This is a genomic window from Brevibacterium sp. CCUG 69071 (genome assembly GCF_021023135.1).
In the GTDB taxonomy this organism is placed as follows: domain Bacteria; phylum Actinomycetota; class Actinomycetes; order Actinomycetales; family Brevibacteriaceae; genus Brevibacterium.
Genome location: NZ_PGFV01000004.1, coordinates 465,704 through 492,277 on the forward strand (window position 1 = coordinate 465,704; position 26,574 = coordinate 492,277).

Genomic DNA, 26,574 nt, shown 5'->3' on the forward strand with positions numbered 1-26,574 from the left:
CACCATGACTCCCTACGCCCCGGGCAGAGACTGCTTCCTGTCATGGGCCCTGAAGCTGTGCAGTTGCCCTTTGGGATCACCGTTCCGCACCTTAAACCCGAGCACCTCACGAGACTGCGGCCCGGAGTCCGGGCGACCCTCATCAAGACGTCCTCTGCTTACCGGATCGAACTTCCCGACGTCGACATCAACATCGTTCGCGAACATCAACCGCTGCGACTTCGGCCGACATCGTGGCTGGCCCCGGACTCTGCACGAGTCACGGCCATCGCAGAGAGTCTGCGGCCCGGTCTACACAATCTCGCTGACCTCGCTCGAACGCTTGCCTCCGCCCTGCACGACGAGGACGAACTCGGCATCGACGCAGGTGTGCGAGCGCTCCTCGGCCGCGGGCCCGGCAGCACTCCCAGCGGCGATGATGCGCTGTGCGGGATCGCACTCGCGTTCCGATCCCTCGGTCGCACGCGATCACTCGAGCTGCTGATCCGCGCACTCGGGGCCATCGGCCTGAGCCAGGCCACAACGGCACTCTCGGCGGTGCTCATCGAGGCTGCCGTCGCCGGTCATTGCGTGCCCGAGGCTGCCTCGGCGATCCGTTCCACCCGTGTTCTGCTCGCGGCGGGCTCCGAAGACAGGAAGTTGCTCAGTTCTGCTCTGTCGGCGCTTGACCATATCGGACACAGTTCCGGACACGACCTGTTCACAGGTTTCCTCGCCGTTCTCGGCCTCGACGGCCAACCACGCAACTCACCCCGTTCCGGCTCGACATCCGCACTCTGCCTCAGCACACCCGCTCGAAGTCTCAGTACACCCACCCGCACACAGCATCCACTCTCTGACACAGGACACCCATCGAAAGGGACTCTCCCATGCCTCACTCACTGACCGTCCGACATGGTGTCTACGTCGACTCCGTCGCGCTCATGCAAGTCTCGACCGAGGTCAAGACCACTCCAGGTGTCGATGACGCACTCATCGGAATGGGTTCGGCACTCAACCTCGACCTCATCCTTGCTGCCGGGTTCGACATCGCCGAGGAGGTCACTGCCAACGACCTCCTCATCGCCTTGCGCGCGCATTCGGAGGAGGACCTGGCAGCGGGACTCGCGGCTGTCGATGTGGCGTTCGACAAACTTGCCTCTGCCGCTCATGAGTCAACGGGTCCGGGCGGTTCCGTCCAGCCCGCGCTCACCGTCGAATCGGCCCTGGACCGGTCCGGTTCCGGACTCACCCTCGTGTCCGTGCCGGGCGAGAACGCAGGCATCGAAACGCTCGCAGCCCTGGACTCCGGTTCCTCGGTGCTCCTGTTCAGCGACAATGTGGAGCTCTCCACCGAGATCGAACTCAAGACCCGCGCCGCCGAGCACGATCTCATCGTCATGGGTCCCGACTGCGGCACCGCGATCATCTCCGGGGTCGGGCTGGGCTTCGCCAATGATGTTCGCCGCGGAAGCTTCGGCATCATCGCGGCCTCGGGCACGGGCGCCCAGCAGGTCTCGGTCCTCCTCGATGCCGCCGGTGTCGGCGTCAGCCACCTCATCGGCACGGGCGGGCGTGATCTCTCCTCCGAGGTCGGCGGCATCAGCGCCCGCCAGGCGCTGCGGGCACTGGCCGCCGATCCGGAGACCGAACAGATCCTCGTGGTCTCGAAGCCTGCCGATGCCACGGTGGTCGCCGAGATAGAAACACTTGCCAAGCAGCTCGGAGTCTCGGTGACATGGGCGGTCCTCGGGCCCGAATCCCCCAGCCTGACGGTCGGGGTCGAGTCCGTCCTCGGGGCCGCCGGAGTCACTGTGCCTCAGTGGCCGTCGTGGGGAGTCTCCGATTCGACGACGACGCGCTCCGGCTCGCTCATCGGCCTGTTCTGCGGGGGGACCATGGCCGACGAGGCGATGCTCATCTCCCGCTCCGCACTCGGTCCGATCTCGTCGAACATTCCGCTTCCCGGCGCCCCGCGGGTCAGCGGCACGTCGACGAGTGTAGCGACCCATACCGTGCTCGACTTCGGCGACGATGAGATGACCCGCGGCCGTGCGCACCCGATGATCGACCCGTCGATTCGACTGCAGGCCATTCGCGATCTCGGCCCCAGTGCCGGCGTCCTGCTGCTCGACCTTGTGCTCGGTCACGGTGCCCACAAAGATCCTGCCGATGACCTTGCCACGGCGATCACCGAAGCCAAGTCCGCCGCTGCTGCTCAGGGCGAGTCGCTTCCCGTCGTCGTCAGCCTCATCGGCACGAACTCCGATCCACAGGACTTCTCCGGTGCCCTCGAGGCACTCGTCACGGCCGGCGCCGAGGTGTTCCTCTCGAATGCCGAAGCCAGCCTGCGAGCATTGGCCCACCTCGGCCACCAGGCCACCACCGATCCAGCCCAGGTGGGCACAAGCGATTCGCCCGTCACGTTGACAGGCGTCGCCAGTTCCACAGCGCCCGCGGCCAGCGCACCAACCAGCGCAGCGTCTGCAGCGCCCGCCTCTTCTTCCGCAACGACTGGCGAAGCTACGCTGTCGGGTCTTCTCGAGTCCGCACCTTCTGTCGTCTCCGTGGGTCTCGGTCTCTTCGCCGAAGAGCTGCGCGCTCAGGCAGTCACGGTCGCAGAAGTGCCTTGGAAACCTGCCTTCGGTGATCCCGCGCCGCTCTATGCGGCAATGGCGGACCCCCGCCGTCAGACGGCGAACGCCGAGGCGCTCGAACGCATGCTCGCAGCCGGAGCCGAGGTCGTCGGCCTGCGTCCGGCCCGCGAATGTCTTGGTCTCGGCAACGACGAGTTCCTCCACGCCGGTCCCCCGCTCGATTGGGACCGGGCGTCAGGACCGATGCGCGGAGCCCTGGCTGGGGCCGTCGTCTTCGAAGGTCTGACCGAGACGCTTGAAGAGGCCGAAGCTGGACTCGCTTCGGGTCGTTTCTCCTTCTCGCCCTGCCACTCACGCGATACTGTCGGGCCGATGGCCGGAGTCGTCAGCGCCTCGATGTGGATGTTCGAACTCGTCGACCCGATCCACGGCAATCGCGCCTACTGCACACTCAACGAGGGCCTCGGCAAGGTGCTGCGCTACGGGGCGAACAATGAGGAAGTGCTCACCCGCCTGCGGTGGATGCGCGATGTGCTCGGCCCCGTTCTCGGCGCCGCCGTTGCCGCCACAGGGCCGTTGGACACGAAGAACTACGTCACACAGATGCTCCAGTCTGGAGACGAGGGGCACAACCGCAACCGGACGGCGACCCTGCTCTTCCTCCGCGACATCATGCCCAAGCTGTTCACCCTCGACTTCCCCACCAGGGACCTCGCCGAGGTAGCCCGTTTCCTCGGGGAGAACGACTACTTCGCGCTCAACCTCGTCATGCCCACGTGCAAGCTCGCGATGGCTGCCGCGAAGGGTGTACCCGGTTCCACGCTTGTGGTGACCATGGCTCGCAACGGCACGGACTTCGGCATTCAGCTCTCCGGCACCGATGATCAGTGGTACACGGGACCGGCACAGATCGCCGAGGGACTCTACCTCGGCTCCTACGGCATCGAGGACGCCAATCCCGATATCGGCGACTCCGCCATCACGGAGACCGCAGGCATCGGCGGCCTCGCAATGGCCGCGGCTCCTGCAGTTGTGCGACTCGTCGGCGGGGACGTCGCCTTCGCTGTGGACACGAGCCGACGGATGTATGAGATCACTCTCGGCGAACATCCGCAGCACCAGATCCCGGTCCTCGAGTTCCGCGGAGTCCCCAGCGGAATCGACCTCGTCAAGGTGCTGCGCACGCAGGTGCTTCCCCAGATCAACACCGGCATGGCAGGCAAGGTTGCGGGTGTCGGTCAGGTGGGAGCGGGACTCGTCACACCCCCGGCCGAATGCTTCACCTCGGCGATCGAGGGTCTGAGCGCAGCACGCAGCTGAGGTCAGCGCTGAGTCTGCTGCGGTGTGCTCTCAAATGCACGCCGAAGCAGGCTCGACGGTGTGCGGAGAACGCAGACCGAAATGAACTCGATCAGCGGTGGATGGCACCGGTGATGGCGCTCAGGGAGCTTCCGGTGCCCTGCGATCTCTCGAGAAGCACCTCGGCGAGAATCGACACTGCGGTCGCTTCGGGGGATCTGGCCCCGAGATCGAGCCCGATCGGCCCGTGGATCCGGGCGATCTCCTCCTCACTCGCTCCGGCCTCGCGCAGCGCATCGGCGCGCTGGTCGTGTGTGCGCCTGCTTCCCAGAGCACCGACGTAACCGGCTGGAGAACGGAGGACCTCCAGGAGGACGGGGACGTCGAATTTGAGGTCGTGAGTGAGCACGGCAACCACGGTCGAGGAGTCGATCCTCCCTGCCTCGACCTCGGCGGCGAAGTAGCGGTGGGGCCAGGCGACGACAACCTCGTGGGCGGCGGGGAATCGCGCGGCGGTGGCGAAGACTCCCCGCGCATCGCAGACACTCACCCGGTAGCCGAGGAACCGGCCCAGCTCCGCCAGGGCAGCAGCATAGTCGATCGCACCGAAGATGAGCAGTCGCGGCGGTGGCGTTGAGGTCGTGACGAAGACACGGGTGCCCGCGCCGAGGCGGCGCCCGGTCGCGTCGAATTCGAGGATTCCAACGGCACCGCGGCCAATCATCGCCCGAGCATCGGTGGCGATGTGCTCCGTGAGACGAGCATGCCCGAAGTCCCCCTGCATGGTCTCATCGGCTGTGATCGCGAGGATGTGGGTGAGCCTGTCCAGTCTGGCGGACTCATCGTCCGTGACTCCGGGGAGTTCCAGGGCGAGCGCTGCCGGCGCTGAGTCAGCCATCGCGCGAAGGTAGACCTGCAGTTGGGAAGAACTGGCATCATCGAGGATAGGGGTGACGAGGACGTCGATCTGACCTCCGCAGGCCAGACCGACAGCGTAGGCCTCGGCATCGCTCGTTCCATAGTGGGCGGAGGCTGCTCGACCGGTGGCAATAACCTCGAGAGCGAGTTCGTGCACGGCGGATTCCACGCATCCGCCCGAGAGGCTGCCGATGACCTCTCCGTCGGCGGCGACTGCCATCATCGCGCCCGCTGGTCGCGGGGCCGACGACCAGGTCTTTGTGACCACGGCAAGCGCGAAGTCGCGATCAGCCTGGAGCCAGCCGAGGATTGATTCGGTCTCGTTCATGCCGTGGCTTCCTGCCGAGCTGCAACCGACTGCCAGCTCCTGAGGACCCTGCCGGCACCGGAGATCGTGGTCCGGGTGCCGATCGCCTCGGCCACCACCTGCCACTGGGCGACGCTGGTCGCCGGCAGCACGAGATCAGCATATTCGTCGGCGACCGACAGCCCTCGCGTGCGTGCTTCGAACCCCGGGCGTCCAGCTCGCGGATTCACCCACAGAAAGGTGTGGCTGAGCCTGGCAAGACGCGCACACGCGGCCTCGAGTTCCGCGCAGTCGCCGTGCTCCCAGCCGTCGCTGATCACGACGAGGACGCTCCCGCGGACCAAGTCTTTTGTGCGTTCGTCCAGCAGCCCTGTCAGCGAGACGCCGAGGCGGGTTCCGCCTCCCGCATCAAGGACCGTGCCCAGCGCAGCGGCCAGCCCCTTCCTGCTTGGCCTCGCTCCGACGTCAGCACCGCTTCTGGCCGCCACCTTGGCACCCGAGGCAATTGAACTGCCAGTGATGGCACTGGCACCCGAGACGGCCGGATTGCCGTCGATTCTGGTCAGTCGGGTGCCGGCGGTGAAGCAGCGAGCACCCACCGCTTCGGCTCCCCGGGTGAGAAAGCGCAGCACAGGCTCTCGCCATGGTGTCATCGAGGCGGAGACATCGGCCACGAGAGTCACGGGACGCCGGCGGTGGAGATGCCGTCGCCGGGGAATGGAAGCGATCTCTTCGGAGCGAATGAGTTGGCGCAGAATTCGGCGGGTGTCGATGATCCCGAAATGTCCTGGACGAGACCGATGTGCAACACCTCGAGGGGAGGAGAAGAGGAGTCCATCGATGAGAGCGGCGGCGGCGGACCCGTCCTCGGCCCCCAGGTCGACATGACGGAGTTGTTCGGAGCGGCTGGCCGCGGTGATCTCGGAAGCCTCGGCCCCGCCGGTGGCCTCCGCACTGATCTCGGGGCGGGGAACGGTGACCTCGATGCCCGGGTCTTTCGTGACCTGTCCTTTGGTCAGGCCGAAGGTCGAATCGAAGACCGCGTCGTGGATGCTCAGTTGTTCATGCCGAGTGCAGGTCAGCGCCCGAGACGCGGCTCGAATCTGCTGCGGGTCAAGCGGGTCGAGCAGTGCAGCAGCCGAGATGAGTGAGCGCACCGACTCCGGGTCCGCCGGCAGACCGGCTGCCCGCAACCGGGTGCCGAGACGCAGAAGAGTGTCCACGAGGCTCGTCATCGCCTTGCCTCGGTCACGGAGAGGACAGCGTTGGCGGGCGCCAGATCATCGGCATCTTTGAGCACGGCGGACAGGGTGGCAGCAATCGACGGCTCGTCGAGCTCGTCGAGGTCGAGGGCGCGCAGGGCACGGAGCCAGTCGATGGCCTCGGCCGTGCCCGGCGGTTTGAGCAACCCTGCTGTGCGGAGGCGATTCGCGGCGTCCACGACGGCCAGGCGCAGGGACTGGCTGGCATCGGGAACATGCAGAGACAGGATCGTCGATTCCACCTCGGCGTCGGGCTGATCGAACCATTGGTAAAGGCAGCGGCGACGCAGCGCATCATGGAGATCGCGCGTGCGATTCGAGGTGAGAATGACCAAGGGCGGCGTTTCGGTCGAAATCGTGCCGAGTTCGGGGACGGTGACCGACCAGTCGGCGAGCGCCTCGAGCAGGAGTGCGTCGAATTCGTCACCGGCCCGGTCGATCTCGTCGATGAGCAGCACCGGACGCGGACCATCGGCGCCGACCTGCGATGATCCTTCGATGGCCTGCAGAATGGGACGAGCGAGGAGGAATTCCCGTTGGTGGAGTTCATCGTCAAGATGTGGAGCATTGATGCGCTCCCCCGCCGAGGAGGACGCCGCTTCGATCGTTCGCACGTGGAGGATCTGCTTCGCGAAGTCCCAATCGTAGAGTGCTTGGCTGGCATCAAGACCGTCGTGGCACTGTAGGCGGATGAGCGGGCCTCCCGAGGCCCGAGCGAGAGCCCTGGCCAGACTCGTCTTCCCGACACCCGGTGCCCCTTCACAGAGAAGCGGTTTGCCGAGGCGCTGAGCGAGTACGCAGGTGGTCGCCAGTTCGGGCGCGACGATGTGTCCCACACGCTCCAGCGCCTGCGCCAGTGAACGGGGATCATCGAATATGGTCATGGCGTACTCGTCTCCTCCCGACCCGAGTCTACTGATCGTCAGCGGTCACCACGGTGCCCACCGTCCCAGCAGCTGCGGCCGAAAGCTGCGAGAGCTCGGCGATGACGGCACGAGTGCCGCCGTTGTCGACGAAATCGATGATGGCGTCGACCTTCGGCCCCATCGACCCCGAGGCGAACGTGCCCGTATCGCGCAGCCCCTTGAGTTCCGCCGTAGTCACGGCACCGACGTCTTCGGCCTCGGGCGTGCCATAGCCTGCGACCGCACAGGGCACATCGGTGGCGATGATGAGGAGATCGGCGCCCACCGATGCGGCAAGTCTGGCCGCACTGAGGTCCTTGTCGATGACTGCTGAGATCCCGGTGCATCCGCCGTCGGCGGCAACGACTGGGATGCCGCCTCCGCCTGCGGCGACGACAACCCATCCGGAGTCCGCGAGGAAGGAGACCATCGGTGTCTCGAGGATCGTCACCGGTGCCGGGGAGGCCACCACCCGGCGCCACCCCTTTTCTCCGAAGTCTTTCCACGTCTGGCCATGTGCAGTCATCTCAGCCGCGAAGTCCGCATCCTGGTAGCTGCCGATCGGTTTGACGGGATCGGCGAACGCGGGATCATCGGAGTCGACAACGGTGCGCGTCACCACGGCGGCGACCTTGTTCTCAAGCCCCTGGGCGGCGAACTCCCGTTCGAGCTCATTGACGATCGTGAAACCGATTGTCCCCTGGGTCTGCGCCCCGCACCAGTCAAGGCTCACCGGAGGCAGCTCATGCGCGGAGAGTTCGTTCTTGCGCAGGATATTGCCCACCTGGGGGCCGTTGCCGTGGGTGATGACGAGTTCGTGTCCCGCGGCAGTGAGTTCGGCCAGGTGGACTGCTGCGGCGGCGATCGCGTGCTGCTGGGCGGATGGAGACGCATCTCCATCCAGCCCAGTCATCGCGTTGCCCCCGAGGGCGACGAGAACTCTCACAGCCAGTCGACCGCCGCAGCCGAAGCGCCGTCGACGGACAGCTCGGCGTAGCCGGGTCCACGGTCGAAGAAAGGTTCGTTCGTCTCGCGTTCGGCTCGCATTCTCTCCCGCAGCGTCGCAGTTGCAGCCTCGTCGACCTCGGCGCCGTCGACACCGGCTGAGTCGGCCCCGACCGAGACACTAGGGTCGGCGGTGACAACGACACCATAGGAATCGCGGGCACCATCGATGCTCACCTTGCCCCAACTGACATCGCGGAGCACCTCATCGACAGGGCGGTCAAGCGGATCGCCCCAGCCGCCACCGCCGGTCGTGCGGATGCGCACAACCTCTCCCGCTCGGATCACCTCGGCATCGGCAAGTGCGTCGATCTCACGCTCGTTGGCCCCTCCTGGCTCGATTGTCACCTGGAAAGGCTTACCGGCCTTCCCGCCCTTGACTCCCCAGCAGGCGAGGATGGAGCGGTCGGCGATCGACATGAAGTGACCGTCCTTGAGCATCCGGATGTGCTTCTCGTAGCCGAGGCCGCCACGGAATCGACCCGCACCTCCGGAGTCCACGGCCAGGCCGAGACGTTCGACGCGGAACGGGAACCTAGATTCGGTGAACTCGGTCGGCAGGTTGCGTGAGTCCGGTACCACGTGGATCGTGTCCTCACCGTCGGAATAGTAGCGTCCTCCGGAACCGCCGCCGAGGACCTCACGCATAAGGTAGTCCTTACCGTCTCGGTCCTTGCCGTAGACGCCGGTGTAGCGGATGGTCTCCTGGTCGGCGGGCATCCGTCCGTCCACGGCCTTCGCGACCACTCCGGCGAGGACACCGAGAAGGCGGAGGATGACGAATGTGCGCGCGTTCGTAGGACCGGGGAATTCGGGAGTGAGCAGCGTGCCCTTCTCCGGGAAACGCATCTCGATGAGCGGCACGATCCCTTCGTTGACATCGAGCTCAGCCATCCGCTCAGGGGTGTCTGCAAGGTTACGCAGGATCGGGGCAAGCCACTTCTTGAGGAAGTTGCCACCAACATAGTCACCACAGTGGTTGATCGGTCCGGCGGCCTGTGCTGCGGTGCCGGTGAAGTCGACGATCAGCCGCGGCCCGTCGTCGGGCCCACCTGTCGGCGTCTTCGTCAGTGTGATGCGCTGGGTGTGGAGCGTGGGGTCGGAGACACCATCGTGCTCCGCGTAGTCCTCCCAAACGTACTGACCGTCGGGTATCTTAGATAGGATCTCCCGGCGATAGGTCTCCGTGGAGTTCTGCAGGATCGTATCGAAGGCGGCCTCAACGGTCTCCACGCCGTAGCGGGTGAAGAGCTCAGTCAGTCGACGCGCACCCATGAGGCAAGCCGAGCATTCGGCATCGAGGTCGGCCGAGAGCGAATCCGGCATCCGCGAGTTGCGGGCCATGATGCGTAGGGCAGATTTGTTCGGCTTGCCTTCGGACCAGAGCTTGATCGGAGGGATCATCAGTCCCTCTTCGAAGACGCTTGTCGCACCTGAAGGCATCGAACCCGGGCAGGCGCCGCCGATGTCGTCGTGGTGGCCGAACGCTTGGACGAAGCATACGACTCGGCCGTCAGCGAAGACAGGTACGGTCACGCACATGTCCGGAAGATGGCCGATGCCGCCCTCGGATTCGTAGACGTCATTGTGAAAAAAGACGTCGCCCTCGCACATCTCCTCAATGGGGAAGTCGCGGACGACAGGGTGGACGAGCGCGGAGTATGAACGGCCGGTGAGCTTGCGCAGCTGACGGTCATGAATGCCGGCGCGGAAATCGTGGGCGTCGCGGATCATAGGCGATCGGGAGGTCCGCGAGATCGAGGTCTCAACCTCCATCTCCACGCTGGCCAAGGTGCCTTCGACGATCTCCACGATGATCGGGTCGACGCTCGAACCCGATGACGTGAGACGGTTGCCGTGCTCATAGGCCGTGGGTAGACCTGCAGAGTTGATCGGCGAGGCAGCGATGTAGTCCGCGAGCTCCTGACCAACCAGGGGCTCGGTGCGCAACATCGAGCCCGAATCGACGATCGATGCCCCTGCGCCTGTTTCAGCTGTCGCGGTCATTTGCTGTCCTCCTGACCAGTGGTGCGAGTGATGATGATATTGGCGGCACTGTCGATGCGCGCTGTGAACTCCGGGTGGAGCGGTACGGTGGAGCCGAACTCTTCGATGATCGCCGGGCCGGAGATCTCGTCCCCTGCCAGCAGTTCTTCTCGCCAGTAGACCGGGGTATCGACGAAGCCGTGGGACGCGTCGAAGCAGACGGGTCGATTGCCCGTCTTACCTCTCTCGTCGAGGGGGGCAGCACCATCGGCGGAGGCGATATGGCGGGTCTCGGGACGAGTGATCGGGCCGATGCCGGAGACTCTGAGGTTGACCCATTCGACGAACTGGTCCGCGGTGTCGGCGAAGTCATAGCCGTAGAGCTTCTTGTGCTCGGCGTGGAAGGCCCGTGTCACCTCGTCGGCCCATTCTCTTGTGACCGGACCCGACGGTGCGGAGACACGAACCTCGAAGGCCTGACCGAAGTAGCGCAGATCGACCGAACGGTCGAACTGGTGGTTCGAGGCAGGGAAGCCTTCACCATTGAGCGCTTTGGTGGCGCGATCTGTCAGTCCGGCGAGGAGATCGGCCACCTCGGCGATGTCGAGGCGATCGTCGCGACTGACGTGCGTTTGGACGTAGTCGTTCTTCACGTCGACCGTGAGCAGGCCGAACGCGGAGACGTTGCCCGGGTTGAGCGGGACGACGACACCTGCGAGGTCGAGAACGTCGACGAGGGTGCAGGCCAGCAGCGAACCCGAGCCGCCGAAGGTCGTGAGCATGAAGTCACGCACGTCGAGCCCGCGCTGCACGGAGACCTGGCGCAGAGCGTTAGCCTGATTCCAAGCAGAGATCTCGAGGATGCCCGTCGCAGCCTTCTCTTCGCTCAGGCCCAGGCGCGTTGCGATGTCGGCGATGCCGGACTTCGCGGCATCGATATTGAGTGGAATCTCCCCGCCGAGGAGGTGGGGCGGGATTCGTCCGAGGAAGACGTGGGCATCGGTGATCGTAGGTTCGGCTCCGCCGTTGCCGTAGCAGATGGGGCCCGGGTCAGCGCCCGCCGACTGCGGGCCGACTTTGAGTTGTCCTTCGGGGGTGGTCCACGCGATCGAACCTCCTCCGGCACCGACGGTGACGACATCGATCATCGGAATCTTCGAGGGGTACACACCGACGGATCCTTCAGTCGTCAGTGCTGGTTCACCGTCGATGACAACTGTGACGTCGGTCGACGTTCCACCGCCATCGCAGGTGAGCACCTTGTCGAATCCGGCTTCCCGGGCAATGAGTCCCGCGCCCAGGGCACCCGCTGCGGGGCCAGAGAGCACGGTCGTGATCGGCTGGTGGACGACCTCTTCGGCAGAGAGAACGCCGCCGTTGGACTTCATAATGTAGAAGGGCAGCGTCGAATCTTCTTCGACGCCGGTGTAGGCGTCGAGGCGGTCGTGGATATTACGCACGTACATCGAAACCTTGGGCTTGACGGCCGCGTCGACGAGGGTGGTCATTGATCGCTCGTATTCGCGGTATTCGCGCAGCACCTCGGAGCTCAGAGACACAGTGGCGTCGGGGTGGACCTCGGTGAGGATTTCACGCATTCTCTGCTCGTGGACAGGATTCGCATAGGCATGGAGGAAGTTCACGCCCAGGGTCATGATGCCCTGGTCCTTGAACCACTGCGCGACCTCGCGGGCCTGGGAATCGTCGAAGGGACGTACCTCTTTACCTTCGAAGTCGAATCGTCCGGAGACGGTTTTGACGAGGTCGGCGGGGACGATCCGGTCAGGCTTCACCCAGAAATAGGAGTTTCCGTAGCCATCAGGGACGGCCTGACGAGCGATCTCGAGGATGAATTCGTAGCCTTCGGTCGTAATGAAGCCGAGACGGTCGAGTTTTCCTTCGAGCAGTTGGTTCGTGGCGACGGTTGTACCGTGGCTGACTGCGCTGATGTGCTCAGCAGACACCGTGTCTCCGAGCAGCGCGAGGACCTTGTCGATGCCGTTGATGAAGCCATCGGCAGGATTAGACGGAGTAGAAGGTGTCTTCGTCGTCGTCAGTGTGCCAGTGGTTTCGTCGAATGCGACGATGTCAGTGAATGTTCCGCCGGTGTCTATGCCGATGCGGATCCGTGGTGCTTGGGGCGACATCTTCGTCCTTCCAGGTCGCGTGGGATTTGTCACCATCTTTCCCGGTGCCCACGCTCACTGAACCGGCAAGTGATGACAAACGCACTGGAGTTTGTTGGCGAGAGTTCACAACTGACCGATTCGCCCAAGGAATCACTGGAGAATCACTCGTCGAGGTTGCCGAAGAGTTCCCCGATGATCACTTCGTCGACGGCCCTGGCCTCACGACCGAGAATCGCCGGGATCCCCGAGGACCCACATGGCAGCCCGTAGTAGTCGTAGTAGTCGAACATCGCAGTCAGCCATTCGCGTTCACGGGCGTCGAGGCCCGATTCAGCGCCGCGTGCTTCTTGCTCGCGCGCCCAGTCCGCGGGGGTGATGACGTTCAGCGCCACCGCGGTGCCGAGGACCCGGCTGGCCACCTGTACGACCTCCCGGATGCTCACAAGCCGCGGCCCTCCGAGTTCGAGGGTTGCCCCGAGGTGGTCGTTGCTCGTCAGCAGGCGGGCGGCCGCTTCGCCGACATCGCGCAGGCCGATGAGACCGAAGGGCGTGTCCGGGTTATAGGCCACACTAATCCCGGGGCTGGCGCTGCGCAGCCCCGGAAGAACATTGTCGACATAGGCGCAGGGTTGGACGATGGTGAAGGGTAGAGAACTTCTGCGCACCCGGTCCTCAGACTCGGCCTTCGCCAGATGGTGCGGCATCGAAGGCGCATAGGCAGCGGCGACCGAGTGATAGACGATCCGCTCGATCCCGGCCAAGTGGCAGGCGTTGAGGAGCTTCTCCGTCAGCTCGAGCTCGTCGCCGTGCAGGTTCGGCGCCATAAGGTAGGCAGCTTGGCAGCCCCGCAGCGCAGCGACAGGATCGGTCAGTTCCTTGCGCCCCAAAGGGACCGGTAAAGCGCCTAAGGCACGGACCGCCTCGGCGATGGCACGCCCGGTTTTGCCCGTACCTGAGACGATGGCGATCCTGCGCGCCGGTGCGCCATCGCCCGTTGCCGATGTGGCATTACCTGTGATCGGCGACGTCGTGGAGAAAGCTGAGCTCATGTGTCATGTCCTTTCAGGTGCAGCCCCCTGCGGGCCGCCGATTCGGGAGTGTCGAGATCGATGATTCCACTGCGCTCTGGCGGCAGAAGGTCGGCGCATTCGATGCCGCTGACCTCGTGGAGAGCCAGCATGGTGCGTAAGCCTTTGTCTCCGTGAGCGGAGTCGATCGCTTCGGCAAAGTGGTCTCGGCCAATCGCGACGGGGTGTCCGGGAACCGAGTTCCAATGGGCACGCGCCAGGGCGCCGAGGGTCAGCGCATCGAGCATACGACCATAAGCCTCGGCAGGGACATCAGGGAGATCGACGAGGGAGATGACTGCACCGGAAGCACCGTGTGGAACTGCCTGCAGGCCCGCCCGCAGAGACGTGCTCAACCCTTCGCCGAAACATGGGTTCTCAACCACCCGCGCCCGAGATGTGACGAGCCGGGAGGCTTCCGCAATGCAGGGGCCGAGCACGACGAGTACGTCCGCGTCGAAACCACGTGAGGCGGCAGCTTCAGACATCCGCTCGACCTGTCTGGCCACAAGTGACGTGCCATCCTCGTAGTGCAAGAGAGCCTTCGGTCCTCCCATGCGCGTGCCGCTTCCGGCCGCGAGGAGAACCAGACTCGGCACCTCAGTCGGCTGATCCACGTGACCAGGCTCTCACATTAGACGCGACGTTCCACTTGCTCAGCGGCCGTGAGCTTCGGCGCTAAGGCGGTATGGCGGCCTTCCAGCGGCCCGAAGTTGCAGCCGTGAGCTTGCTTCCAGAACATGTTCGGCCCTGTCTTGGCTTACTGTCTACTGGGCAAGCGGCCTAATCTGCAGATACATTCTGGCCATTGACCCTTTGATTTCGAGAACAGAAGCAATTTTGCCCAGCTTCAACACCTCCGCGCTCAGTACTGTAAGGAAACGGCGAGCAAACATCACGGCGTCCGACGCCGCAGGGTCAGTGATCCGACGATGACGGCGCCGACGATCCAGCAGCCGATGAAGAGGATCCGCAGCCAGATATAGGACACAGCCTCCGCACCCGTGGACACGGCGTTCAATGCGTCGATCGCATGCGACAGCGGCAGCCAGTCGCCGATGACCTCGAGCACCTCGGGCAGCTGATCTCGAGGCAGGAAGATCCCGCCGAGGAGGATCTGCGGGAAGATGAGAACCGGCATGAACTGGACGACCTGGAACTCCGTGCGGGCGAAGGCACTGGCGAGCAGGCCCAGGGCCGTGCCGAGCAGCGCGTCGGCGATCGCGACCGCGAAGAGCAGCCACAGGGACTCCTCGATCTCGAGCCCGCACACCCAGGTCGCGAAGCCGACGGCGATCGCCGTCTGCACGATGGCGAGCAGTCCGAAGGCGAGCGCATAGCCGAGGATGAAGTCCCCACGTCCCAGCGGCATCGAGAGCAGACGCTCCAGCGTGCCGCTGCGGCGTTCGCGCAGGGTGGAGATGCTTGTGACGAGGAACATGACGATGAAGGGGAAGAGCGCGAGGATAGCCGGGCCGATCGTGGCGAAGACGTTCGTCTCATCGAAGATCCAGGCAACGAGTCCGATGAGGAGGCTCGGCACCACGAGCAGCAGAGCGATGGTGCGGGGGTCATTGCGGATCTGCAGCAGGACGCGGCCTGCGGTGGCGAAGGTACGAGTCGGAGTCATCGGGCACCCGACTTCCGCGTCCGCTCGGCTCGGCCGCCTCGGCGGGTCTGTCGACTTCCGCCTGCGAGAAGATGCGTTCGCGAGTGCGCGGGACGGGATTCCTCGGACTCGATGATGGCGAGGAAGGCGTCCTCGGCGGTGTCTGCCCCAGTGGTCTCGAGCAGCGCATGCGGGCTGGTGTCTGCGATAAGCTCGCCCTCGCGCATGAGCAGCAGCCGGTCGCAGCGAGTGGCCTCGTCCATCACGTGGCTCGAGACGAGCAGGGTAGTGCCGTCGTCGGCGAGTCCGCGGAAGATGTCCCAGAGGTCGGCGCGCAGCACCGGATCGAGGCCGACGGTCGGTTCGTCGAGGACGAGCAGCTCCGGGGATCCGAGCATCGCCGCGGCCAGGGAGACTCGGTTGGCCTGACCGCCGGAGAGCGTCCTGGCGAGTCGGTCGGCCTGCCCGGTGAGATCCGTACGTTCGATGACTCGATCGACATCGGCAAGCGGTGCTCCCTGGATCCGCGCGAAGTAGCGGAGGTTCTGGCGCACGGAGAGATCGTCGTAGATGCTCGCCTGCTGGGTCATGTAGCCCACCCGGTGGCGCAGAGAAGCACTCCCCGCCGTCTGGCCGAAGACCGTGAGCGATCCGCCGGCGATGATCTGGACGCCGACGACGGCCCGCATCAGCGTCGTCTTGCCGCTGCCGCTGGGGCCGAGCAGCCCGACGATCGCACCCTTGGGCACAGTGAGGTCGAGGCCGTCGATGACCATCGACTTCCCACGCCGGATGCGCAGTCCGCGAGCCTCGATCGAATTATTCATCATATGATGAATTAGACGCTTCGATCGCTTTCTCGTCAAGACCTGCGCAGCGATCAGCCGCCTCGATGGACCCGCCGCCGATCAATCCTCCACCCGCACTCCCTCGATATGGCCCTGCACCGCAGGGACGGTCGCCGCGATGACACCTTCGATGGGCTGGAAGACGAGCGGCTCGACCTCGACGACGTGCCTGAGCATGAGCACTCCGGCGATCTGGGAGATCACCATCGATGCCCGGCCTCGCGCCTCCTCGGCGTCGACACCGCTGCCCTCGATCCGTTCGGCCACCGCTGACATGAGTTCGCGCAGGAGGAACTGGCGGAGGAGCCGACCTGCGGCCGAACCGGTGACGACCGAACGCAGCACGGTCACTCCCACGTGTTTGAGCTTCGGATCCTCCCACGCCAGCAGCACCGTGCGCACGATCGAGCCCCCGAGCTCGGGAAACGGCGCGTCGAGGGCAGCGGCGATGATCCGGTCGGGACGGACGGGAAGCTTGACCACCTCGGCGAACAGGCCGGCCTTCGTCTCGAAGTAGTGGTGGACGAGCGCCGCGTCGACCTCTGCCCGACGGGCGATGCCGCGCATGCTCGTGCCGTCGTAGCCTTTGTCCGAGAATTCGGCGGCGGCCGCCTCAGCGATCCGGGTTCGCGTGTCCCCGCTCTGCCCCTTGCGCGGACGCCCGCGACGACGGGGCGCGGATCCTGACTCGACCATGCCACTCAGCATAGACAATGTCGGACACTGCCGTCGGAGATCGATGATCTGTCCAGCCGACCTGGCCATCCGGCCCAGCCGCCCGGCCCATCCGACTCGAGTGCGCGAACCGCGAAAGGTCTGCACATCGATCCGAAATTCTGGGCAAAGGTTTCCGAAACGGGCCTCTGGATGGTCGGAACCACCTCGGCGGGGGTCATACGGTGGATGGAGACCATCCCCACAGCGAAAGGATCCTCGATTCCCCATGTACCGGCAGTCATCGAAATTGGCCAATGTCCTCTACGACATTCGGGGACCCGTTCTCGAAGAGGCCGAGGCGATGGAAGCCAAAGGCCACACCATCCTCAAACTCAACATCGGCAATCCCGCACCCTTCGGCTTCGAAGCCCCCGAGGCGATCGTCCACGACATGGTCAACCACCTTCCCGTGGCGCAGGGGTATTCGGACTCCCGCGGGATCCTCTCCGGCCGTCGTGCCGTCGTCCAGTATTACGAGACGCGCGGGATCCACAATCTCGACACCCCCGAGGTGTTCCTCGGCAACGGTGTCAGTGAGCTCATCACCCTGTCGCTGCAGGCTCTGTGCAACCCTGGCGACGAGATCCTCGTTCCCAGCCCGGACTACCCGCTGTGGACCGCATCGGTGGCGCTGTCCGGAGGAACGCCGAAGCACTACCTGTGCGACGAATCCACGGCTTGGCAGCCCGATCTCGACGACCTCGAATCGAAGATCACCGAGAACACCCGCGGCATCGTCGTCATCAACCCGAACAACCCCACCGGCGCCGTCTACTCACGCGAGACGCTGAAGAAGATCGTCGACATCGCCCGCCGCCACGATCTCATCATCTTCGCTGACGAGATCTACGAGAAGATCACCTATGACGGTGTCGAACTCGTCAACATGGCCACCATCACCGGCGACGATGTGCTGTGCCTGACCTACTCGGGGCTGTCGAAGGCCTACCGGATCGCCGGATACCGTGCCGGCTGGCTGGCCATCACGGGCCCTCTGAGCGAGGCGAAGAGCTACCTCGAAGGCATCAAACTGCTGGCGAACATGCGCATGTGCGCGAACGTCCCGGCCCAGCACGCGATTCAGGCGGCACTGGGAGGAAAGCAGTCGATCGACGACCTCGTCCTGCCGCAGGGACGCCTCGGCGCGCAGATGGATCTCGCGCACAAGGGGCTGAACTCCATCGACGGCGTCTCCGCACACCGGGCCAGCGGAGCCCTGTACATGTTCGCGAAGCTCGACGTGGAGAAGTTCAACATCACCGACGACGAGCAGTTCGCCCTCGACCTGCTCCGCGAGCAGAAGATCCTCGTCTCCCACGGCACCGCCTTCAACTGGTCGCGGCCGGACCACTTCCGACTCGTCACCCTGCCCTCGGTCGAGGTGCTCGACGAATCGATCAACCGCCTCGGCGAATTCCTCTCCGGGTATCAGCAGGTCGCGAGCACCACCTGCGAGCTGCCGATCGTGCGGGAGAATGCCGCCGCTGCTGGCGCCGCCGCTACCGCCTCGGAGGTCAACACCGGTTCCGCCGCCGCGGGGTGATTCGCCACTGCGACAATGGGAGCATGGCAGATGTCGGAGGAGGTCAGGCGAAGGATCGTCCGCGGTCGCGTCTGCGCATAAGTCTTTCGGTCATCGCCATCGTGCTCGCCGCGGCTCTGTTCCTCGGCTGCGTGTGGTGGTTCGCCATCGTGCCCGTCCATCGTCCGACTCTGGACCGGGGCGCGGGTGAGGTTCATGCGATCGATGTGTCGAACCATCAGGGGGTCATCGACTGGAACTCCGTGGCAGACGATGGAATCGGCGCCGCGATGATCAAAGCCACCGAAGGCGACGACTACGTCGATCCTCGATTCGGTGAGAACTGGAAGCAGGTCTCAGCCACCTCCATCCGCCGAGGCGCCTACCATTTCTTCACCCTGTGCTCGTCGGGAGCCGACCAGGCCGCGAACTTTCTGCGCGAAGCACCTCCCGACCAGCGAGCATTGGCACCGGTCGTCGACCTCGAACTCATCGGTGCCTGCACTCGTCGTCCCCCGCAGTCCGAGGTCGATGAAGAGCTCGGCGACTTCCGGCGCATCGTCGAGGCCGCCTGGGATCGGCCGCTGCTCGTCTACGCACGCGGCTCATTCACCACGAAGTATTCGATCGGTTCCCTGGCCGACCGTCCGCAGTGGGTCACACATTTCTTCCTCAGACCGCCCACTGACGAATGGACGATGTGGCAGATCCACTATTTCGCCAGGGTCGACGGCATCGACGGAAAGGTCGACCTCGACGTGCTCAGGCTCGGCTGAGGGAACGAGCGTCGCCGCCGAGCGCGGCCGGCTGAGCTCTCAACCGGGCAAGGCGGCCGAACCCAGGCGCGGCCGTACGGCCGCATGAGTTCTGACCCGCCCCGTCCTGAGACAATGAGCCCATGGACGAGGTCGACAACGACGAGGCTACGGTGCCGGCGGATACGATAACCGCAGCCATCAGAGGGCTGGCCCAGGGGAATCCGCTGGACCGCAGGAGTCTCGAAACCGCGCTGGGCAGCCACCCGACGCTCATCGACTCCCTCGTCGACCTGTCGGGGACCATGACACGGTGGAAGCAGAAAGATCTGGAACGCTCCGCACTGCTCGAAAGCGCCTCCGAACTCATCCGGGTCAGAGACACCGACCGCCTCCTGCAGAAGCTCGTCGACCGGGCGCGCTCCCTCATCGGCTGCGACATCGCCTACCTCTCCCAGTACTATCCCGAGACCGACGAACTGCGCGTCCAAGCCAGCCGCGGAGCGATCTCCGTCCAACTCAAGGAACTCCGCGTCCCGCCGGGGATCGGGCTGGCCGGCCGCGTCGTCCGCGACCGCACCGCCCACTGGACCTCCGACTACGACCTCACCCAGCTGCCCCACGAACGGCAGGTCGACTCCGCCGTCCGGGCCGAACGCATGGAATCGCTCCTCGGCGTGCCGATGGTCGTCGACGGCGAGGTCCTCGGCGCCCTCTTCGCCGCCGACCGCTACTCCCACGAATTCACCTCGGAGGAGATCGCCCTGCTCTCGGCCCTGGCCGATCACGCCTCCGTCGTGCTCAAGACCGCCCGACTCATGGGAGAGCTCGCCGAGGCGGCCCGGACCTCGGCCGCGTCCGAGGAGTTGGCGGCGGCCAAGGCCGACACCCTGCAGCGCCTCGTCGAGGTCGAGGAACAGCTGACCCGAGTGGTGCTGCGCGGCGGAGGAAGCACCGACGTCGGGGACCTCATCGCGGCCACCCTCGACGCCGAGGTGCGCATCGTCGACCATGACCGTCTCGAATCCCCCGACGACGACTTCCTCACCGACACCGAGGCTGCCCGCACCGATATCCTCTCCGCGCTCGAGACCAGCCGGGAGACCGGTCGCTGCGCCCCGATTCCGCACGCACAGAACCTGTTCGCCGCCTCGGTGGCCTCCCAGAGACGAAGGCACAGCGGGCTGTTCGTGAAGTTCCGTACGGAACCGGCCGACGGCGACCTCAGCATCGTCGCCCAGGCCGCCCAATCGCTCGCCCTCATCCGCATGAACGAACAGGCCAGAGCCGATGCCGAGAACCGCGTGCGCGGCGAACTCGCCGTCGACCTCATTGCTGGGACCCGCCCCCTCGACGAACTCAAGGCCCGGGCCCGCACCAGCGAATTCAGCCTCGACGGCCCCTGGCGGATCATCGCCGTGGAGACCGGACCCGACGACTACGACCGCATCGGCGCCCTGCTGACGAGGATCGAACCCCGCATGCTCCTGACCCAGCGCTCCCCCGGACTCACCGTCCTCATCCCGAGCTCCGTGCACCGGTCGAGACCCTCCCTGGTCGACGCTCTCACCCGTTCCGAGAGCCTCGCCGACCACCTCATCCTCGTCTCCGAGACCGACCACGACCGCGCCCAGCTGCGCACGGCGGAGGACGAGCTGTGGGCCTGCGTCCGCATCTTAGGCGCCCTCGGAATCGAGCACGGCGTCCACCCGGCCGAGGACTTCGCCCCCTACACCGCGATGTTCGGCACCGCACCCGAGCAGGTGGGCAGATTCCTCGACCGCATGCTCGGCCGACTGCGCGACTGGGACCGCTCGCACTCGAGCGATCTGACGGGCACCGTGCGCGCCTACTTCGACAACGGCGGCAGTCTCACTCGGACCGCGACGGCTCTCTCCGTCCACCTCAACACCGTCAAACAGCGGTTGGAGCGGGTCGACCGCGTCCTCGGCACCGGATGGCGGGAACCCGAGCAGTCGTTCCGCCTGCAGGTCGCGCTCCGACTGGCCGGGCTGGCGACGCTGCGCGACTGACCTCGCCGAGGTTGTCCCACCGGAGGCGCCTCACCGTGGCGGTCGGGCCATCTGGTCAGACGATTCAGCTGTCCCAGCGGGCCACCCCACCGCGGCAGTCTTCCGCACGGTTACACCCCGACGCCTCACTATGTCCGAATCGGCCATGGTCACGCCCGAATCCGGTCCGGATCGGCCATTTCCGCCTCGTCGTTCCGGTGATTGGCTGGATCTCGCACAGCATTCCAGACCGTCACCCACGGTCGGTCGATGAAGACTCACCAGGAGAGACACAGATGGCCCAGACCAGTCGCATCGCAGGTTTCCGCAGCATGTCGGTGGCCGAACGCCGCCACGCCGTCGCGAACCAGACCGCACTCGAGGACGAAGTCTTCGACCAGGTCGATGCGGACGCCTTCGGTCCCGAGCAGGCCGCGAATCTCAGCGAGAACGTCTTCGGCGTCTTCTCCCTGCCTTTGGGCACGGCCACGAACTTCACCATCAACGGCACCGACGTGCTCGTGCCCATGGCCACCGAGGAAGCCTCGGTCATCGCCGCGGCGAGCAATGCCGCCCGCATCGCCCGCCCCGCAGGCGGCTTCCACACGAGCTCGACCACGCCGATCATGCAGGCCCAGATCCAACTCCTCGGCGTCGCCGATCCGCATGCCGCGCGCTCTCGCATCTTCGAACGCCAGGACGAGATCATCGACCTGGCCAATGCGCAGGATCCCAAGCTCGTCGAGGTCGGCGGCGGAGTCAAGGGACTGCAGGTCCGCCTCGTCGAGGCGAAGTCCGAGACCTACGTGCTCGTCCACCTCCTCGTCGATGTCCGCGACGCGATGGGTGCCAACGCCGTAAACACCATGGCCGAAGCCGCCTCCGACACGATCGCGGCCATCGCCGAAGGCCGCGCCCTGCTGCGCATCCTCACGAACAAAGCCGATCTGCGACTCTCCCGGGCCCGTGCGATCTTCGACAAGGAGCTGCTCGGCGGCGAAGAGGTCATCGACAACATCCTCCACGCCTACGAGCTCGCGGCCGCGGATCCCTACCGGGCCGCCACCCACAACAAAGGCATCATGAACGGGATCTCCGCAGTCGTGCTCGCCACCGGCAACGACACCCGCGCCGTCGAGGCCGGAGCCCACTCCCACGCGGTGGTCGACGGCCGCTACACCTCGCTGTCGGCCTTCGAGAAGAATGCCGCCGGCGACCTCGTCGGCACCCTCGAGATGCCCATGCCGGTCGGCCTCGTCGGCGGTGCCACCAAGGTGCACCCTGCCGCCCGAGCGGCACTGCAGATCGCCGAGGTGAAGAGTGCTGCGGACCTGGCCGAACTCATCGTCGCCGCCGGTCTGGCGCAGAATCTCGCGGCCCTGCGCGTCCTCGCCACCGAAGGTGTGCAGCGCGGCCACATGTCCCTGCATGCGAAGAACCTCGCTGTCTCCGCCGGAGCCACGGACGAGGAGGCAGCCGTCATCGTCGACCGGCTCATTGCGGAGAAGGCCTTCCGTTTCGACCGAGTCCAGGCGATCCTGACCGAACTGCGCACTGGAGTCCGCTGATGGCAACCCTCCTGCCGCAGAGATTCGGGATGGACTCCCTTCCCGACACCGTCCGCATCTGTGAGGTCAGCCCACGGGACGGCCTGCAGGCCGAGACCCTCACTCTCTCCCCTGAGCTGCGCGCGCAGCTGATCACGCGACTCGCCGCGACCGGACTCACCCAGATCGAGGCGGGCAGCTTCGTCTCTCCGAAGGCCGTGCCGCAGATGTCGGGCACCGCGGAGGTCCTCGCCGCCCTCGATCTCGATGCGCACGTGTCCTATCCGGTCCTCGTGCCCAACCACCGCGGACTCGAGGACGCACGGGCCGCCGGCGCCCAAGACGTGGCCGTCTTCATCAGTGTCACGGACGCGTTCTCCCGGGCCAACCTCGGCGACTGTCTCGAGGTGACGACGGAGCGTGCACACGAGGTCGCACGCTCCGCGGTCGCCTCGGGGATGCGGGTCCGAGGCTACCTGTCGATGGTCTTCGGCGATCCCTGGGAGGGGTCGGTGGATCCGCAGCGGGTCGTCACCGCGGCCCTCGGACTCCTCGAGGCCGGATGTGGGAGCCTATCGCTGGGCGACACGATCGGCACGGCCACTCCCGGGCACGTCAGCGCCGTGATCGAGGCCCTCCTCGCGGCCGGAGTGCCGGTCGAGGCCATCGCCCTGCACACCCACAACACCTACGGGCAGGCCCTGGCGAATGTCTACGCGGCCCTGCAGCTCGGGGTCAGCGAGTTCGATTCCGCGGCCGGCGGACTCGGCGGCTGCCCCTTCGCCGGGAGCGCCACCGGCAACCTCGCCACCGAAGATCTGCTGTGGATGCTTCAGGGTCTCGGCATCGACACCGGAATCGACATGCGCGCCCTCGCCGAGACCAGTCATTGGCTGGCCGCACAGCTGGACAGGCGACTGCCCTCGGCGACGTCATCGGCTATCGTCCACCAGTAGAGTCCACCGTCCATCGGCCCGCCCTCTCCCGAGGGACCGCGGTCCGGCGACTTCCTCGGTGAAGTCGACCATCAGTTCTGTAAAGGGAGGCAATGATGCCCCACATGCTCGAAGTGTGGAACGACACCGTCGATGGCAAGCACCTCATCGGCTCGATCGCCATCGGCGTCGGAATCGCCGTTCCGGCCTATCTCATCGCCGATCGCATCTTCGCCGATGCCGGAGACGATGGGTCGCTGGGCCATTCCTATGCGCTGCTCGTCGGGATTCTCGGCTGCATCGTCGGTGCCGTCATCTCAGGCCTCCTGTTCAAACCCAAACGGGTGATCACCGAATCGGCGACCGACACCCGCAACCGGCAGGAAGTCATCGACGAGGTCGTCGAGGAGTACGGCGAGCTCGGCGATCCCCGCGAGCTCGGGTCCGCCGCACAGGCGGAGATCCGCGCCCTCGGGCTCTTCGATGCCCTCCTGGAGAACCATGAGAAGCGTGCCCGAGATGCCGAAGCCGCTGGGCAGAGCCACGGAGGCTCTGCCCATGGTGGTGGGGACTCCGTGCAGGGCCACAGCGACCGAGCGAAGGGCACCGAGCTGTGAGCGCCGAACTCATCGAGCCCATCCTGTGGGCGATCGGCATGGCCCTGCTGGCCGCGGTGGTCTTCACCGGAATCGGCCTGATCTCCGGCACCGACGAGACCGCGATCGTCGCGCCCTTGGCTCTGCTCGTCATCCTCATCGGGGTGCCGCCGGCCGGAGTCATCGCCTTCTTCCTCTCGGCCATCATCGCCAAGCACATCTCCCATGCCGTGCCGACGACTCTGCTCGGCATACCCGGTGACACCACGGCGGTGCCGATGCTGCGCGAGGCGCAGCTGCTGCGCTCCCTCGGCGTTCCGCACCTCGCCCTGCAGAAGGCGATCTCCGGTGGCGTCGTCTCGGTGATCATCGCGATTCCCCTGTCGATCCTCTTCGCGTTGATCCTCACTCCCTTCGCCGAGGCGATCGGCGCTGCCGCTCCCTGGATCTTCATCGCCGCGGCCGTCCTCGTCGCCTACACCTCGAAGGGCAAGCTGGCCGCGGTGGTCGGGCTGATCCCATTCGTCCTCGTCATCGTCGGACTCCAGGCCTTCATCCTCGAGCAGAAGGAGGCGACGTTCACGACCTCGTTCTTCCTCGGCATCGCCACGGGCCCGCTCATCTTCGATCTCTTCTCCGCGCTCTCGCCAGTCGGGCGGCGGTCGATGCGGCAGTCGGGCAAGCGCGAGTTCAACCTCGCCCCCGATGTGCGACCGGCCGGCGGGGCGAAGCTGCCGAATCCGTTCCGGGTCCTCGATCGCTCGCAGCTGGCCTATACGAGCGGTTCCGCGGCGATTACGAGTGCGACCTTCGTCTTCTCGCCGGTGGCGATGGCCGTGCTCATGGGTGAGATCGCGGGCAGCCGGATCAAGAACGGCTATCACCGCCTGACCACTGTCATCACCGTGCGCAACGGCACCACCGAGTCGACCTATCTGGCCGAGACGCTCATTCCGCTCATCGCAATCGGCCTGCCGCTCTCGCCGATGGCCGCCGGCCCGGCCGCTCCGCTGTTCAACGCACCCCCGGTCTACACCCTCGACGCCGAGGCGGGGACGACGAACAACCTCCACGATCTGCTCTCGACCGGGGAGTTCGCCCTCTTCGCGGTCATCGCCGCGGTCATCGCCATCGCCGTCGCCTACCCCTTCGTCATGCGCAACGCCCACCGGGCGGCGTCCTGGGTGATGCGATCGGTCTCCCATGAGGCGATCATCGCCGGCTTCGCGGCACTCATCTGCGTCATCTGCCTCTACGAAGGCGGCCTGCTGGCTCTCGGGGTGACGCTCACCGTCGGCCTCGTCGGAGGACTGTTCAACCGCATGATCGGCATGCACGCGGGAGTCCAGTTCATGGGCTACTACGTCGCAGTCCTCACGGTGCCCGCGCTGCTGGCTCTGTAACCTGGGCCGTCGCCACCCTGGCCGGGCCTTTCACCAGCTCCGCCACCGGCGCTTCCGCTCACGCATCGAAGACTTCCCGCCGCTGCAGATGTCACAGAGAGTCATAGTGTAGTTTTCGACTCGACTTAGTAGGTATTGTTGGCCGCGAAGGAATTGCTCAACAATTTTCGGCATGCGGAAAGGCAACCACCATGCGGCAGCTCATCGTCCTCGGCTTCGTCGGACTCATCGCCCAACTCATCGACGGATCCCTCGGAATGGCCTACGGGGTGACCTCGACGACGCTGCTGCTCGCGGCCGGAGTCGCCCCGGCAGCAGCCTCGGCGGCGGTGCACTTCTCCGAGATCGGCACCTCCCTGGTCTCCGGGATCTCGCACCACAAGTTCGGCAATGTCGACTGGAAGACTGTGTCGATCCTCGCCGTCCCCGGCTTCATCGGCGCCTTCGTCGGCGCCACCTTCCTCTCCGGGCTCAACGGCGACTCGGCCACCCCGTGGATCTCGGGCATCCTGCTCGCCCTCGGCGTCTACGTGATCTGGCGCTTCCTCGCCCTCGGCGGCCGTCGCCCCGAGTTCAAGGGCCGCCCGGGGGTCAAGCTGCTGCTCCCGGTCGGACTCCTCGGCGGTGCGCTCGACTCCATCGGCGGCGGCGGTTGGGGTCCGGTCGGAACCACGACGCTGCTCTCATCCGGGCGGCTCGAACCGCGCAAGGTGGTCGGTTCGATCGACACCAGCGAATTCGTCGTCGCCGTCGGCGGCTCGCTCGGCTTCCTCTTCGCCCTCGGGCACTCCGGCATCGACTGGAAGATCGTCGCGGCCCTGCTGGTGGGCGGGGTCATCGCCGCCCCGTTCGCGGCCTGGCTGGTCAGGGTGCTCCCGGCCCGCATCCTCGCGGTCGCCGCCGGCGGGATCATCATCCTCACCAACGTCCGCACCATCACCCTCGCACTCGGCGCCTCCACCGCGCTGCTGACGACCGTCCTCATCGCCCTTGCCGTGGTCTGGGTCGGCCTGATCGTGCATATGGTCCGGGTCGAACGCAAGGTGAGGAAGACCGAAGCCGCCGAGGCGGCCGTGGCCGAGCCCGTCGCCTGAGCCTGAGCGCGAGGTCGGGCACCTCCCCGTGCCCGGCTCGGGCGCGGCCGCGGATCAGCGCTGGTCAGCCACCTGTGACGGT

The 26,574-nt window shown here is 65.8% G+C and carries 21 protein-coding genes; 10 read left to right on the forward strand and 11 right to left on the reverse strand.

Annotated features, from left to right (window positions below):
• Positions 1-42 precede the first annotated feature (42 nt).
• On the forward strand, positions 43-885 hold the full coding sequence (locus tag CV023_RS19170) for a DUF2877 domain-containing protein (RefSeq protein ID WP_284934594.1): 843 nt from the start codon (positions 43-45) through the stop codon (positions 883-885).
• Entirely contained in the window at positions 870-3,896 is a 3,027-nt protein-coding gene (locus CV023_RS13705) for a DUF1116 domain-containing protein (RefSeq protein ID WP_230746445.1), read from the forward strand. The genes CV023_RS19170 and CV023_RS13705 overlap by 16 nt, the downstream gene beginning before the upstream one ends.
• A 91-nt stretch (positions 3,897-3,987) precedes the next feature.
• Here CV023_RS13705 and CV023_RS13710 read toward each other — a convergent pair whose 3' ends face one another.
• The 11 genes from CV023_RS13710 to CV023_RS13760 all read right to left on the reverse strand — a co-directional run bounded on the left by CV023_RS13710 (position 3,988) and on the right by CV023_RS13760 (position 16,607).
• A complete protein-coding gene (locus CV023_RS13710; protein WP_230746447.1) occupies positions 3,988-5,121 on the reverse strand; it encodes an XdhC family protein in 1,134 nt (377 codons plus the stop codon).
• Positions 5,118-6,323, reverse strand: coding sequence for a VWA domain-containing protein (locus CV023_RS19040; RefSeq protein WP_230746449.1), 1,206 nt, complete (start codon positions 6,321-6,323; stop codon positions 5,118-5,120). Before CV023_RS19040 ends, CV023_RS13710 begins: the two co-directional genes overlap by 4 nt.
• An 8-nt stretch (positions 6,324-6,331) precedes the next feature.
• Positions 6,332-7,246, reverse strand: a complete 915-nt coding sequence (locus CV023_RS13720; protein WP_230746450.1) for an AAA family ATPase — start codon at positions 7,244-7,246, stop codon at positions 6,332-6,334.
• 28 nt (positions 7,247-7,274) lie between these two features.
• Positions 7,275-8,213: a carbamate kinase gene (locus tag CV023_RS13725; RefSeq protein WP_284934592.1), complete on the reverse strand. Its 939-nt coding sequence runs from the start codon at positions 8,211-8,213 to the stop codon at positions 7,275-7,277.
• The gene (locus tag CV023_RS13730) at positions 8,210-10,279 is read right to left on the reverse strand and encodes a hydantoinase B/oxoprolinase family protein (RefSeq protein WP_230746452.1); all 2,070 of its coding nucleotides are present in this window, start codon (positions 10,277-10,279) and stop codon (positions 8,210-8,212) included. The genes CV023_RS13725 and CV023_RS13730 overlap by 4 nt, the downstream gene beginning before the upstream one ends.
• Positions 10,276-12,405: a hydantoinase/oxoprolinase family protein gene (locus CV023_RS13735; RefSeq protein WP_230746453.1), complete on the reverse strand. Its 2,130-nt coding sequence runs from the start codon at positions 12,403-12,405 to the stop codon at positions 10,276-10,278. Before CV023_RS13735 ends, CV023_RS13730 begins: the two co-directional genes overlap by 4 nt.
• Positions 12,406-12,548: 143 nt before the next feature.
• On the reverse strand, positions 12,549-13,436 hold the full coding sequence (locus CV023_RS13740; RefSeq protein WP_230746454.1) for an SDR family oxidoreductase: 888 nt from the start codon (positions 13,434-13,436) through the stop codon (positions 12,549-12,551).
• Positions 13,433-14,071, reverse strand: a complete 639-nt coding sequence (locus CV023_RS13745) for a nucleotidyltransferase family protein (protein WP_230746455.1) — start codon at positions 14,069-14,071, stop codon at positions 13,433-13,435. The genes CV023_RS13740 and CV023_RS13745 overlap by 4 nt, the downstream gene beginning before the upstream one ends.
• A gap of 278 nt (positions 14,072-14,349) precedes the next feature.
• Positions 14,350-15,084, reverse strand: a complete 735-nt coding sequence (locus CV023_RS13750) for an ABC transporter permease (protein WP_230746457.1) — start codon at positions 15,082-15,084, stop codon at positions 14,350-14,352.
• The gene (locus CV023_RS13755; protein ID WP_230746459.1) at positions 15,081-15,893 is read right to left on the reverse strand and encodes an ABC transporter ATP-binding protein; all 813 of its coding nucleotides are present in this window, start codon (positions 15,891-15,893) and stop codon (positions 15,081-15,083) included. Before CV023_RS13755 ends, CV023_RS13750 begins: the two co-directional genes overlap by 4 nt.
• A gap of 78 nt (positions 15,894-15,971) precedes the next feature.
• A complete protein-coding gene (locus tag CV023_RS13760) occupies positions 15,972-16,607 on the reverse strand; it encodes a TetR/AcrR family transcriptional regulator (protein ID WP_230746461.1) in 636 nt (211 codons plus the stop codon).
• Between the two features lie 247 nt (positions 16,608-16,854).
• Between CV023_RS13760 and CV023_RS13765 the strand changes: the two genes are divergently transcribed.
• The 8 genes from CV023_RS13765 to CV023_RS13800 all read left to right on the forward strand — a co-directional run bounded on the left by CV023_RS13765 (position 16,855) and on the right by CV023_RS13800 (position 26,492).
• Positions 16,855-18,171 carry a pyridoxal phosphate-dependent aminotransferase gene (locus CV023_RS13765; RefSeq protein ID WP_230746463.1) on the forward strand — a complete coding sequence of 439 codons (1,317 nt, stop codon included), beginning with the start codon at positions 16,855-16,857 and terminating at the stop codon, positions 18,169-18,171.
• Positions 18,172-18,194: 23 nt separating this feature from the next.
• A complete protein-coding gene (locus CV023_RS13770; protein ID WP_230746465.1) occupies positions 18,195-18,926 on the forward strand; it encodes a GH25 family lysozyme in 732 nt (243 codons plus the stop codon).
• 122 nt (positions 18,927-19,048) lie between these two features.
• Entirely contained in the window at positions 19,049-20,938 is a 1,890-nt protein-coding gene (locus CV023_RS13775; RefSeq protein WP_230746467.1) for a helix-turn-helix domain-containing protein, read from the forward strand.
• Positions 20,939-21,213: 275 nt separating this feature from the next.
• Complete coding sequence (locus tag CV023_RS13780; RefSeq protein ID WP_230746469.1) at positions 21,214-22,485, forward strand: hydroxymethylglutaryl-CoA reductase, degradative; 1,272 nt, start codon at positions 21,214-21,216, stop codon at positions 22,483-22,485.
• Positions 22,485-23,420: a hydroxymethylglutaryl-CoA lyase gene (locus tag CV023_RS13785; RefSeq protein WP_230746471.1), complete on the forward strand. Its 936-nt coding sequence runs from the start codon at positions 22,485-22,487 to the stop codon at positions 23,418-23,420. Before CV023_RS13780 ends, CV023_RS13785 begins: the two co-directional genes overlap by 1 nt.
• A 92-nt stretch (positions 23,421-23,512) precedes the next feature.
• Positions 23,513-24,016, forward strand: coding sequence for a hypothetical protein (locus CV023_RS13790; RefSeq protein WP_230746473.1), 504 nt, complete (start codon positions 23,513-23,515; stop codon positions 24,014-24,016).
• Complete coding sequence (locus CV023_RS13795; protein ID WP_230746475.1) at positions 24,013-25,398, forward strand: tripartite tricarboxylate transporter permease; 1,386 nt, start codon at positions 24,013-24,015, stop codon at positions 25,396-25,398. The genes CV023_RS13790 and CV023_RS13795 overlap by 4 nt, the downstream gene beginning before the upstream one ends.
• Positions 25,399-25,589: 191 nt before the next feature.
• On the forward strand, positions 25,590-26,492 hold the full coding sequence (locus CV023_RS13800) for a sulfite exporter TauE/SafE family protein (protein ID WP_230746477.1): 903 nt from the start codon (positions 25,590-25,592) through the stop codon (positions 26,490-26,492).
• The last annotated feature ends 82 nt before the right edge of the window (positions 26,493-26,574 follow it).